This window comes from Mycobacterium sp. 1245852.3 (assembly GCF_001669335.1).
GTDB classification, from domain to species: Bacteria; Actinomycetota; Actinomycetes; order Mycobacteriales; family Mycobacteriaceae; genus Mycobacterium; species Mycobacterium europaeum_A.
Genome location: NZ_LZLL01000128.1, coordinates 1 through 12328 on the forward strand (window position 1 = coordinate 1; position 12328 = coordinate 12328).

Consider the following 12328-nt stretch of genomic DNA (forward strand, 5'->3'; position numbering starts at 1 on the left):
CGAGCGCACCGCGATGATGCCCAGACGCCGCCGTACCCGCGCCCAGGACCGCGCCGCGCGCGTGGCCACCGAACGCCGGCACAACCGCGACAGCCGACTGGCCCGGCGGGCCCAAACCCCGACCATGCCCGAAGGAGCGACCGGGTCCAAAAATTACGGGCCCGCTCCGCCGGGCGCCGACGACCCGCCGCCCTTCTAGCGGCATGGACGGCGCGGGACGGGGTAGCCAGCGGCTATGGACATCACCGTCACGTATGTCGGCAACGCCACCACCCTCATCTCGGCGGGTGGGCTGACGCTGCTGACCGATCCCAACTTTCTGCACCGGGGGCAACGCGCCTACCTTGGCCACGGGCTGGTGTCCAAGCGGCTCAAGGAGCCGGCGTTGCGCATCGACGAGCTCCCGCCGATCGACGCGATCGTGCTGTCACACATGCACGGCGATCACTGGGACAGGGTGTCGCAGCGGGGCCTCGACCACGGTTTGCCCGTCGTCACCACCCCGCACGCCGCCCAACGGCTGCACAGGCGCGGGTTCGCCCAGGCGCGCGGCCTGCGGACCTGGCAGCAGCACACGATGACCAAAGGCGGCACCACGCTGACCCTCACGTCGCTGCCCGGGCGTCACGCGCCGGGATGGAGCCAGCGCCTACTCCCGCCGGTGATGGGCACCATGGTGGAGTTCGGGGAAGGCCCTGCAGCGCCCCGCCGCCGGCTCTACATCTCCGGGGACACCCTGCTGATCGAGGAACTCAAGGAGATCCCCGCCCGGTTCGACCCGATCGACGCGGGCATGCTGCACCTCGGCGGCACCCGGCTGCCGGCTGGCGGGCGGCTGCCGTTCGGGCTGACCGTGACCATGGACGGCCGCCAGGGCGCCGAGCTCGTCGCGATGCTGGCCCTACCGAAGGCCATCCCGGTGCACTTCGACGATTACGGCGTCTTCGCGTCGCCGCTGGCCGACTTCACCCGCGAGATGCAGCACCGCGGCTTGGGGGACCGGATCGTCGCGGTGAACCGCGGCGCCTCGGTGACCGTGTAGTGAGGCGGCCGTTTTCGAGTAGTGCCCCTAGCCAGCAAATGTCAAATCGCCCTCAGCTTTGGGTATAGGGTGTCCTAACACCGGGCAGTCGAACTGGGAGGTACCGACCGCAGGTGACGGGCTTCGACGTGCAGAGTTTCAGGGTTCTTCGCGGCCCGGTCAACGCAAATTTGCTGAGGTGTTCTCAGCGTGGGCATTGTGAGACGTGATGGATCTTTTTGCACCCCCCGAGGTCACCTCGACGCTCATCCACACCGGGCCGGGCGCGGGCTCGCTGATCGAGGCCGCCGGCGCGTGGCAACGTGTGGCCGTCGAGCTGGAGAATTCGGTCTCCACCTATGCCTCGACGCTGTCGTCGCTGATCGAGTCCTGGGACGGGCCGTCGGCGACGGCGATGCTGCAGTCCGTCCAGCCCTACCTGCTCTGGCTGCGCGAGACCGCGCAGCAATCCGCGCAGCTGGCCACCTCGGCCGAGGCCGCCGCGTCGGCGTTCACCGCCGCCCGCGCGTCGATAGTGCCTCCGGCGGTGGTCACCGCTAACCGGACACGACTGGCGCAGCTGCTGGCCACCAACCGGTTCGGCACCAACACGGCCGCCATCGCCGAGACCGAGAACGAATACCAGACCATGTGGGCGAACAACTCGGCGGCGATGAGCCGCTACCAGGCGTCGTCCTCGCAGGCGACCACGCAGCTGTCGAAGTTCAGTTCGCCCCTTCCCGACACCAGCCCGGACGGCACCGCCAACCAAGAGGCGGCGGTGATGACGGCCCAAGAGGACGCCGCGGGTTCGGGGTCAACGGGGTCGATACTCGATGCCCTCAGTTCGGCCGGCATCTTCGGCAGCGACGGCGACCCGAACAGCGGGTGGTTCGGCTACTGGAGCACCTGGGGCAACCAATTCATCTCGTCCGGCTTCCCCATCAACATGCTCAGCTACCTGGCGCAGAACTCGTCGGCCAGCGCGCTGCAGAGCGTGGGCGGCGACATCGGCACCGGCCTGTCCGAGGGCCTGGGCGCGGCGACCGCGAGCCTGTCCAGCGCCGTCAAGGACGTCGGCGCGGGAATGGCGCCGACCGGCGCGATGGGCGTCGGGGTGTCGCTGGGCAAGCTGACCGCGCCCCCCGCCGTGGTGGGGCTGTTGCCGGGGACCCAGACCGGGGTGCAGCTCGCGTCCGCGGCCTCGCCGCTGCCCGCGGCGGAATCCGGGTTCCCGCTGATGCCGATGATGGTGCCGCCGACGGCGGCCTCGGCGGGCACCGGCTGGCGAAAACGCAAACAGCAGAAGTACGAGGACGTTGCCCTCGGCCAGGAGGTCAAAGGCAAAGTGATGCCTCGAAACCCATCGGCGGGATGACCCTGACGATGGCGCCCCGCGACTGCGGACGCCGTACACCGCCACCGGGCAGGTCGACGGCGACCAGCAGCAGGACGCCACGGTATCCCGCCGTCACCCACTCTGCGATTACCGGACGGGCCGACGCAGCGCGTTCGCCCCAACCACGTTCTTCCCCAAGGTAAAGGTTCATGGATTTCGGGATACTGCCGCCGGAGGTCACTTCGGCGCTGATCCACTCTGGACCCGGTGCTTGGTCATGGATCGAAGCCGCCGCCGTCTGGCAGGAGCTCAGCGCCGAGCTCGAGCAATCCGCCACCAGCTACACCGCGGAGTTGTCGGAGCTGATGACGACGTGGCACGGCCCGTCCGCCCTGGCGATGGCCCAGGCGCTCGAACCCTACCTCGACTGGTTGCGTGTCACCGCCCAGCAGTGCCAGCAGGTCGCCACCTCGGTGCAGGTGATGACCACGGCGTTCGAGTTGACGCACTGGACGGTGGTGCATCCCTCGCTGGTCGCCGCCAACCGGGCGCGGCTGGCAATGTTGTTGGCCACCAACTTCTTCGGGGTCAACTACCCGGCCATCGCCGAAACCGAGGCCGAATATCAGGCCATGTGGGTGAACAACTCGGCAGCGATGATCCGCTACGCCGCCACCTCGGCGAGCGCCGTGCAGCCGCCGACCTTCACACCGCCGCCGCCGGTCACCAATCCGGCGGGCGTGACGATCCAAACCACGCTGGTGCCCGCCACGACGACGACCGACTCCGGGATCATGACGGCCGCCGACATCTCCGGGGCCAGCGAAGACCTCGCGGCCTCCAGCGCCTTCGGCCTGGACCCGGACTCGGGCTGGTTCAGGTACTTCAGCGTATGGGGATGGCAGTTCATCGCGAGCGGTTTCCCGGTCAACCTGCTCGCCTACCTCGCCCAGGTCAACACCGCCCAGGCGCTGCAGGGCGGCGTCGCCGCCGACGTCTTCGGCGGCCTGTCCGAGGCAACGGCCGACTTGTCGGCGGCCGACGCGAGCCTGGTCAGTGCCGTCGGATCGTCGATGGCGCCGCGCGCGACGCTGGGCATCGGCATCTCGCTCGGCAACCTGACCATGCCGCCCGCGACGGTGGGCATGCTGGGGTCTTCGGCGCCGGTGCAACTGGTGTCGGCGGCCTCCCCGCTGCCGGCCGGGCCGGGTCAGACGCCCATGCTCCCGATGGCCCCGATGCGCCCGGCCCGCGGCGCGGCGAGCGGCCGGCGGCGCAAGGGACGCGACTACGACGATATCGAGTACGGCGCCGAGCTTCCGGGCACCGTGATGCACAGGCCGCCGTCGGCCGGATAGCGCCGGCTGCGCGACTCCATCATGCGGTTGCGGACGATGTGCTCGACCAGGATGGGGACGAAGGTCTGCACCGGTGCGTCGATGAACCGTTGCGCCGTCTCGTCGCACCAGCGCCTGATCTGAGCGGTGCGCCGTTCGTCGCCGAGCCCCTCGTGGCGGGCCAGCTTCTCGGCCACGTCCCCCACCGACCGCCCCACCGCGGCCGGGACGCGCCTCGACACCGCGGCGGCGGGCGCGCGCACCGCGTCGAGTTCCCGGCGGGCGGCGTCCTCCTCGGTGTCCGGCCGGATGACATGCAGCGTGAGGTGGCGGCCGCTGTCGCCCATCACGATGACGCTGGTCGGCTCGTCACTGGTGAAGCCCAGCAATTCGATTGGGTGCCCGTCGATTTGCGCCAGCGCCGGCGTGTCGTGCCAGCCGTTGCGGTGATACCCCACCATGACGATCCGCCCCAGCCGGTCGGACAGCGCGGCCGCCAGACCCGGCAGCTCGTCGACCAGGGTCGTCGACCGCGGCCACCAGGCGCCGTCGACGTGCTCGGACACAGCCCGATAAGGCTTGAGTTGCAACCGGTTTGATCGCTCCATTGCACAAGATCAGCACGGCCAGTCGGCGGCCGCGGCGCGGCTGAGTGGCTGGCGGGTTTACCGATCGTGAACAACGGTTGAGAAGATGTCGGGGTGCAGATCGCTTCGAATGTTGTCGGCCAGGTGTGGCGCGGCGGCAAGGCGCAGGACGGCTTCGAGTTCGACAAGATCTCGGACTACCTCACCGAACCCGACACCCTGGTGTGGGCCGACCTGTGCGAACCGGACCACGACACCCTGTGCGGGCTGGCCGACGAACTCGGGCTGAACCACTGGGCGGTCGAGGACGCGGTCGCCGCGGCCGAGCGGGTCAAGGTCACCGCCTACGAAAGCCACACCTTCTTCACGGTCTACGCCGTCGACGTCGCAACCGCTTCGGCCGATACGCCTGAGCGGATGCTGTCGATGCAACGCATCTCGGGATTCGTGCTGCCGCAGGGGCTGATCACCGTGCGGCTGACGCCCGACTTCGACATGGCCCAGGTGACCCGCCGGTGGCAGGAGATCGGCGGCCAACGCTACGGCGTCGGCGCATTGGTGCACGGGCTGCTCGACGTGGTGGTCGACAGCCACTTCACGGCGGTCGAAGCCCTGGACGACTGCATCGAGGCCATCGAGGACGAACTGTTCGACGGCAGACCCCGCAAGGGCGTCTTCCAGCGCCGCACGTTCCGGCTGCGCAGGGACCTGGTGAACCTGCGGCGGGTGGCCCTGCCCATGCGCGAGGTAGTCAATGCCATACAGCACCACCGCATTTCGGACGGCTCCGATCGGCAGCTGGACCCGCTGTACGCCGACCTGTACGACCACGTGCTGCGGGTTTCGGAATGGACGGAATCGTTGCGCGACATGGTCACCACCATTTTCGAGACCAATCTGTCGCTACAGGACGCCCGATTGAACACGGTCATGAAGAAGCTGACGGGATGGGCGGCCATCATCGCCGTGCCGACGGCCATCACCGGCTTCTACGGACAGAACGTGCCCTACCCCGGCTTCGGCACCCATGCCGGATTCGCGGCCAGCACCGGCGTGATACTCGTTTTGATGGTGGTGCTCTACGTGATGTTCAAGCGGCGCGATTGGCTGTAGGAAACCGGGGCTACTCCACCACGGACGGCGCCGAAATGCCTTGGTGCAGGCCCTGATTGATGTTGTCCCGCAGGGCCGGGCTGCCCGGCGGATCCGAATCCTGGCAGGCGCAACTGAGATGGCTGAAGGGGTTGGGGTCGATGGCCGCCGAGGCCGTGGCCCAGCCGGATGCGCCGAGCGCGATTGCAATGCCCGCCACACCGAGCGAAAGTTTGGGAATCATGTTCGGCCCTGAGCTTCTTCGTTTTGCGATACCTGAAATTTTTTCGCGGTTGCATCACGAACCTGTCAACCGGCGGTAAATTTCAGGATCCGGAAGAAGCGGCCGAATCCGCGTACTTGGGGCAATACGCCTTGATGCTGACCCCGACGAAATAGCCGGCGTGGTAGCTGTCCAGGGTGCTGCTGGACAACACGTTGTTGGCGACCTGTTCCGGTGTCTGGCCCATGTCGAGTTCGTGGCACACGGTGTGCCCGGAGTTGACCGCGGTGTCGGGCGACTCGTAGTTGATGCCCTTGGCTTTCAGCGCGGCCAGAAATGCGTCATCGGCAGACGTGGCGTTCGCGGTCGTGGATGCGGCCAGCACGCCGAGCAGCCCGGCCACCGGCGCGACGCCGATCGCCAGGATCGAGCGCGCCCGGACGGGCTTGCGTATCTGGGTGGTCGTCATTTCTGATACTCCCGTGGAACAGAAGTGCCGTCGCTTGCTGAAGGCGGGGCTAGTTCGAATGCTTGCATGTCGCGGTGCCGCCGGGTGCGGGATCGCCGATAATGCGGTGTGTGCCACACAAGGGTTTGCTCCCGCGTCGGACGCGCGTTACCGGCGAGCCCGCGCCGGCGCGCTGCCGGTGATCTGACGACATGGCATACGGGCGGTGGCTGTGGCTCGCTGTGGTGGCGATATGCGTGGTCGGCTGCGGCGTGCGGCACGTGTCGGCGGCGAGCGCTCGAGACATTCCGGGCACCTTTCGATCCGGCGGCATGGACCGAACCTACATGTTGCACGTGCCGGCGGGCGACCCCGTCGGGCTGGTGCTCAGTTTGCACGGCGGCGGTGGTAGCGGGATCTCGCAGCGTGCCCTGACGGGCTTCGACACCGTTGCTGAAGCCCACAACCTGCTGGTGGTTTACCCCGACGGTTACGACAAGAGCTGGGCCGACGGGCGCGGCGCCTCGCCTGCCGATCGCCACCACATCAACGATGTGGCATTTCTGGTCGGGCTGGTGACCAAGGTGCAGCACGACTACGGCGTCGCGCCCGGGCACGTGTTCGTCACCGGGATGTCCAACGGCGGCTTCATGAGCAACCGGCTGGCGTGCGAGCGGGCCGACGTCTTCGCCGCGGTCGCCCCGGTGGCCGGCACCCTGGGCGTCGGGGTGGCTTGCAACCCGTCACAGCCGGTGTCGGTCTGGGAGGCCCACGGCACGGCCGACCCGCTGGTGCCCTTCAAGGGTGGGGCGGTGCGCGGGCGCGGCGGGCTGAGCCACTCCATCTCGGCGGACACCATGGTGGACAAGTGGCGTTCGGCCGACGGCTGCCAGGGCGATCCGGCCATGGAGGCGCTGCCCGATGTCCGCGACGGCACCGTCGTGCACCGCTACGAGTCCACCGGGTGCGCGGCCAACACCGAGGTGGTGTTCTACAAGATCGACCGCGGCGGGCACACCTGGCCGGGCGGCAAGCAGTACCTGCCGGCGGCCGTCATCGGCCCCACCACCCGCGCGCTGGACGGATCCGAGGCCATCGCCCAGTTCTTCCTCGCGCACGCCCGCGATTAGCGGCGATCGCAAGCGCGGCGAAGCCGGGCGCCGGGGGTCGCCGCCATCGCGACTAGCGGCGATCGCAAGCGCGGCGAAGCCGGGCGCCGGGGGTCGCCGCCATCGGGACTAGCGCCTCAGCGCTGGCACGACGGGCACCAGTAGGTCACCCGTTCCGTCGCGTCGTCGAACTCGACCGCGGTGCCGCAGCGGCGGCAGGGCTGGCCCGATCGCCCGTAGACCCATAGCTGCCGGCCCGCCCGGGTGTCGCCTGTGGTGCACCGGTTCCAGCGGAACCTGTTGAGCCACAACATGTCCCGGGCGCGCGAGACCAGCCGGCGGGGATCGGCGATGTCACGCACCGGCGCGGTGGGCAGATGCCCGGTGAGGAAACACAATTCGTTGCTGTACACGTTGCCGACCCCGGCCAGCACCCGCTGGTCCAGCAGCGCCTCGGCGATCGGCCGGTCCGGGTCGGCGGTCAGATTGGCCGCGGCCAGGGCCGGGTCCCAATCTTCGCCCAGCAGGTCGGGGCCCAGGTGCGCGACGGCGTCGCCGTCGCGGTCGCGTTCCAGGACCTCCAGCACCCCCAGGTCGACGCCGACCGCCCGGGCGGTGGCGGTTTCCAGGATGATGCGCACCCGGTGGTCGACGCGCTGCGCGCGCTTGCCGACCCGCCAGCTGCCGTCCATTTTCAGGTGCGAGTGAATGCTGGCCGGCCCCACCCGGATGAACAGGTGCTTGCCGCGGCTGAGCACCTCGTCGACCACCTGCCCGGTGAGATCGACGGTGGCGAACCGCGGCACCCGGATGTCGCAGCGGGTCAGCGTGCCGCCGACCAAATGCTCGCGCAGCACGGCGGCGGTGCGCCAGACGGTGTCACCCTCGGGCATGTCAGCGCAGCCGCATCCCGCGCGGCGTGCGGGCGAATCCGGCGTCGGACAGGGCGTCGGCCGGGCCGGGCCCGCCCGCGTTTGGCTGCAATGCCGGCACCCCGTCGATGCGTTCGACCAGGATCGACGCGACGCGGCGGGAGGCGACCAGGTCGGCCAGCGCGGTGGCCGCGGCGTGCTGGGCGGCCGGGTCGTCGGTGAAGGTGAGCAGCGACCGGCCGCCGCGCTCGAGGAACCAGGCCAGCTCGCCGTCGACCAGCACCACCAGCGCGCCGGCCTTGCGGCCCGGGCGGGCCCCCTCGCCGCGGGCGCCCGGCCACGGCAGCGCGGCGCCGTAGGGGTTGGCCGGGTCCGCGGCGGCCAGCGCGACCGCCCGGTACTCGGGCCGTTCCGGGTCGACCCCGTCGGAGTAGGCGCGCAGCCGGTCGACGGTCGACGCGACCGCGAACTGCGCCCCGCCCAGCGACTCGATGAAGTAGCCGCGCTGACAGCGGCCCGCGTCCTCGAAGGTGCTCAGCACCTTGTACAGCGTGGCGAACCCGCCGGGCACGCCCTCGGCTGCCACCGCGCCGCGGGTCAGCACGCCGTGGCGGCCCAGCAGGAGCTCGGCCTGGTAGTGGGCGCGCAGCGTGGAGTCCGGCTCCGGGGCCGGCAGGATCGACCACCGGCCGGCCACGGTCGGATCGGCGGGCCGGGAGTGGGGATGCGCGACGCTGTAGCGGCTCAGCCGCGGCGGCCGGTGCGACCGGTGCGCGGGCGCCGAGCGCTTGCGGCTTCCGGTGCCACCGAGCAGGGCGCGCACCGGGGCGAACGTGTCGCCGGTGATCCAGCCGGCCCAGATCAGTTCCCACAACGCGGCTTTGAGCTCGGACTCGCCCAACCCGCTCTGGGTGAGCTGGCGGAAGAAATAGGCGCCGCCCGGGGCCAGCGTGTCCAGGACGGCGCGGTGGGCGTCGCCCAGCTCGATGTCCGCCGGCCCGGCCAGGGTCAGCGGCGCGGATTCGCTGGGATGCAACGCGATCCAGCCGTCGCCGGTCGAAATCGACCCGGCCCCCGACCAGGTGACCTCGCCGGTGGCGAGCAACTCGTCGAGCAGCGCGGGGGAGTAGTCGCGGACCCGGGGCGCCAGCACCAGCGGCTCGACCGCCGAGGCGGGCATCCGCACACCGGCCAGCTGATCGATCACCGACATCAGGCCGTCCAACCCGGAATGGCTTGGCGAGCGCGATGATTCGGCGGAGCCCACGCGATGCCAGGCCGGCAGGAACCGGCCGTAGGCGGCGGTGCTGACCGGCTCGACCTGGGCACGCAGCGCCGCCAGGGACCGCCGCCGCAGGATGCGCAGCACCTCGGCGTCGCACCACTGTTCGCCGCCGGCCACGGGCGCCCCGCCCGCCTCGGCCGCGGCGACGAAGTCACCGCGCACCAGCCGGCCGTCACCGGCCAGCCGGCCCAGGATGTCGGCGGTCACCCGCAGCCCCAGCCCGAACCGGGTGGCGGCCTCGGCCGTGGTGAACGGGGTGTGGGTGCGCGCGTAGCGGCCCAGCAGTTCACCCAGCGGGTCGGCCACCTCCTCGGTGAAGGCGGCCGGCACGCCGAGGGGGACCGCGATGCCGATGCCGTCGCGCAGTCGGCCGATGTCCTCGATGGCCACCCACCAGCTGCGGCCGGCGAACGACACCGTCAGCGCGCGCCGGGCCGCGCGTAGCCCCTCCAGCCAACCTCCCACGTCGGCGCCGCCGGCGCGGGCGGCCACCTCGTCCTCGGTCAGCGGGCCCAGCAGCCGCAGCAGGTCCGCCACCGCCTCGGCGTCGCGGGCGGCCCGGTCCGGCGCGAGGTGCTGGAGCTGGCGGCCGGTGGCGGCGATGATCTCGGGGTCGAGCAGGTCACGCAGCTCCACCCGGCCCAACAGCTCGGCGAGCAGCGTGCTGTCCAGTGACAGCGCGGCCGCCCGGCGCTCGGCCAGCGGGCTGTCGCCCTCGTACATGAACGCGCCGACATAGCCGAACAGCAGCGACGCCGCGAACGGCGACGGCCGTTGCGTCTCGACCTCGAGCACCCGCACCCGCCGCTGCGCGATGCCGGTCATCAGCCGGGTCAGGGCGGGAACGTCGTAGACGTCCTGCAGGCATTCGCGGATGGTCTCCAGCACCACCGGGAAGTCGGGGTATTTGCGGGCCACCTCCAGTAACTGGGCGGCGCGCTGGCGCTGTTGCCACAGCGGCGAGCGGCGCCCGGGATGCCGGCGCGGCAACAGCAGGGCGCGCGCCGCGCACTCGCGGAACCGCGACGCGAACAGCGCCGAGCCGCCCACCTCGGCGGTGACGATCGGGTCGATCTCCTCGGCGTCGAAGACGAAAAGGTCGGCGCCGGGCGGGGTTTCGGTCCCGGCGTCTGACGCGAAATCCGAAATGGTGTCGGGCAGCCGCACCACGACGCCGTCGTCCGACGCGGTGGGCTTCTCGTCGATGCCGTAGCGCTCGCGCAGCCGGCGGGCCACCGCCAGCGCCAGCGGCCCGTTCACCGGCAGCCCGTACGGCGAGTGCAGGATCACCCGCCAGTCGCCCAGCTCGTCGCGGAACCGCTCGACCAGCAGCGTGGTGTCGGTCGGCACCACCCCGGCGGCGCCGCGCTGCTCCTCGAGCAGGCCCCACAGGTTGTCGGTGGCATACGCGTCGAAACCCAGCTCGGCGCAGCGGGTGTCGAAGGCCGCGCGCTTGAGGCCGGCCAGCTCGCCGGTGAAGGCGCCGAGCGCGGCGCCCAGCTCGGCCGGGCGGCCCAGGCCGTCGCCGCGCCAGAACGGCAGCCGGGCGGGTTGGCCGGGGGCGGGGATCACCAGCACCCGGTCGTGGGTGATCTCGGTGATCCGCCAGCTGGTGGCGCCCAGCGAGATGACGTCGCCGGGGCGCGACTCGTAGACCATTTCCTCTTCGAGTTCGCCCACCCGCGAAGGCTTTTCGGCTTCGGAGGCCAGATACACGGTGAACAGCCCGCGGTCGGGGATGGCGCCGCCCGACGTCACGGCCAGCCGCTGCGCGCCGGGCCGCGCGGTCAGCGTGCCGGTGTCGCGGTCGTAGACCAATCGCGGTCGCAGCTCGGCGAATTCGGTGGACGGGTACTTGCCGCTCAACAGGTCCAGGGTGGCCTCGTAGACGCTGCGCGGCAGCGTCGCGAACGGCGCGGCCCGCCGCACGGTGTCGAACCACCGATCGGCGTCCAGCGGTTCCAGCGCCGCCGCCGCGACGGTCTGCTGCGCCAGGATGTCCAGCGGATTGGCGGGCACCCGCATGGTCTCGATCTGGCCGGTCAGCATGCGCTGCACGCTGACCGCACAGCCGATCAGGTCGGTCCGGTGCTTGGGGAACAGCACCCCCTGCGAGACCTCGCCGACCTGGTGGCCGGCCCGGCCGATGCGCTGCAGGCCGCTGGCCACCGACGGCGGCGCCTCCACCTGGATCACCAGATCGACCGCGCCCATGTCGATGCCCAACTCCAGGCTGGAGGTGGCCACCACCGCCTTGAGCAGCCCGCGCTTGAGGTCCTCCTCGACCAGGGCGCGTTGTTCCTTGCTGACCGAGCCGTGGTGGGCGCGCGCCAGTATCGGGTCGGCGCCGTAGGTCTGGCCGCTGCCCATGATGTGCGCCGGGGCGCCCCCGGCCACCTTCGGGTTGGCGTCCGTGGCGAGTTCGACGCCGCTGCGCTCGGCGTGAATCTCGTTGAGGCGGGCGGTAAGCCGCTCGGCCAGTCGCCGCGAGTTGGCGAACACGATGGTCGAATTGTGCGATTCGATCAGGTCGACCAGGCGGTTCTCCACGTCGGGCCAGATGGTGTTGTTCGCCAGGTTGGCCATGTCCGGCACCGGCACCTGCACGCTGAGCTCGACCGTCTTGGCCGACGGCGGGGCCACTACGGTCGTCGGCGCCTGCCCGGACAGGAACCGGGCGAGCTCCTCGGGCGGGCGGACCGTGGCCGACAACCCGATGCGCTGGGCGGGCTTGTCCTCGCGCAGCGCTTGTGTCAAATCCTGGAGGCGCTCCAGCGACACCGCCAGGTGCGCGCCGCGCTTGCCGGCGGCGATGGCGTGGATCTCGTCGACGATCACGGTCTGGACGCCGGCCAGCGTCTCGCGGGCGGCCGAGGTGAGCATCAAGAACAGCGACTCGGGCGTGGTGATCAGCACGTCGGGCGGGCGGTTGATCAGCTGGCGGCGGGTGGCCACCTCCAGCCTGGAGTTGGGCATCGACATGGGCGCGGTCGATCTGGTGATCCAGGTGGAGGC

At 70.7% G+C, this 12328-nt stretch carries 10 protein-coding genes and 1 pseudogene; 6 read left to right on the top strand and 5 right to left on the bottom strand.

All coding sequences use genetic code 11. From position 1 onward, the window contains the following. The 4 genes and pseudogenes from A9W96_RS32025 to A9W96_RS05740 all read left to right on the top strand — a co-directional run. Positions 1-199 (top strand): annotated as a pseudogene (locus A9W96_RS32025) (hypothetical protein); the annotation flags it as partial. Between the two features lie 36 nt (positions 200-235). Next, positions 236-1042: an MBL fold metallo-hydrolase gene (locus A9W96_RS05730; protein WP_066868584.1), complete on the top strand. Its 807-nt coding sequence runs from the start codon at positions 236-238 to the stop codon at positions 1040-1042. 208 nt (positions 1043-1250) lie between these two features. Continuing rightward, positions 1251-2399: a PPE family protein gene (locus tag A9W96_RS05735; protein WP_067138361.1), complete on the top strand. Its 1149-nt coding sequence runs from the start codon at positions 1251-1253 to the stop codon at positions 2397-2399. Positions 2400-2569: 170 nt separating this feature from the next. Next, the gene (locus A9W96_RS05740) at positions 2570-3718 is read left to right on the top strand and encodes a PPE family protein (protein WP_066880124.1); all 1149 of its coding nucleotides are present in this window, start codon (positions 2570-2572) and stop codon (positions 3716-3718) included. Here the strand turns inward: A9W96_RS05740 and A9W96_RS05745 are convergent. Continuing rightward, on the bottom strand, positions 3649-4305 hold the full coding sequence (locus A9W96_RS05745; RefSeq protein WP_082972060.1) for a DUF5994 family protein: 657 nt from the start codon (positions 4303-4305) through the stop codon (positions 3649-3651). The two genes, A9W96_RS05740 and A9W96_RS05745, sit on opposite strands and share 70 nt — an antisense overlap. Positions 4306-4398: 93 nt before the next feature. Here A9W96_RS05745 and A9W96_RS05750 point away from each other — a divergent pair, with 93 nt between their 5' ends. Further along, positions 4399-5397: a magnesium transporter CorA family protein gene (locus A9W96_RS05750; RefSeq protein ID WP_067138364.1), complete on the top strand. Its 999-nt coding sequence runs from the start codon at positions 4399-4401 to the stop codon at positions 5395-5397. Positions 5398-5407: 10 nt separating this feature from the next. Here the strand turns inward: A9W96_RS05750 and A9W96_RS05755 are convergent, their stop codons facing one another. Both A9W96_RS05755 and A9W96_RS05760 read right to left on the bottom strand, forming a co-directional pair. Next, entirely contained in the window at positions 5408-5596 is a 189-nt protein-coding gene (locus tag A9W96_RS05755; protein WP_231999599.1) for a hypothetical protein, read from the bottom strand. Positions 5597-5702: 106 nt separating this feature from the next. Next, positions 5703-6068, bottom strand: a complete 366-nt coding sequence (locus tag A9W96_RS05760; protein WP_066868567.1) for a DUF732 domain-containing protein — start codon at positions 6066-6068, stop codon at positions 5703-5705. A 191-nt stretch (positions 6069-6259) separates the two neighbouring features. Between A9W96_RS05760 and A9W96_RS05765 the strand changes: the two genes are divergently transcribed. Continuing rightward, positions 6260-7177 carry a PHB depolymerase family esterase gene (locus tag A9W96_RS05765; RefSeq protein WP_067138370.1) on the top strand — a complete coding sequence of 306 codons (918 nt, stop codon included), beginning with the start codon at positions 6260-6262 and terminating at the stop codon, positions 7175-7177. Between the two features lie 116 nt (positions 7178-7293). Here the strand turns inward: A9W96_RS05765 and nei2 are convergent, their stop codons facing one another. Continuing rightward, positions 7294-8049, bottom strand: coding sequence for an endonuclease VIII Nei2 (gene nei2 / locus A9W96_RS05770; protein ID WP_067138372.1), 756 nt, complete (start codon positions 8047-8049; stop codon positions 7294-7296). A 1-nt stretch (position 8050) separates the two neighbouring features. Continuing rightward, positions 8051-12328 (bottom strand): ATP-dependent helicase (locus A9W96_RS05775; protein ID WP_369830815.1); only part of this gene is annotated, 4278 nt, incomplete at its 5' end.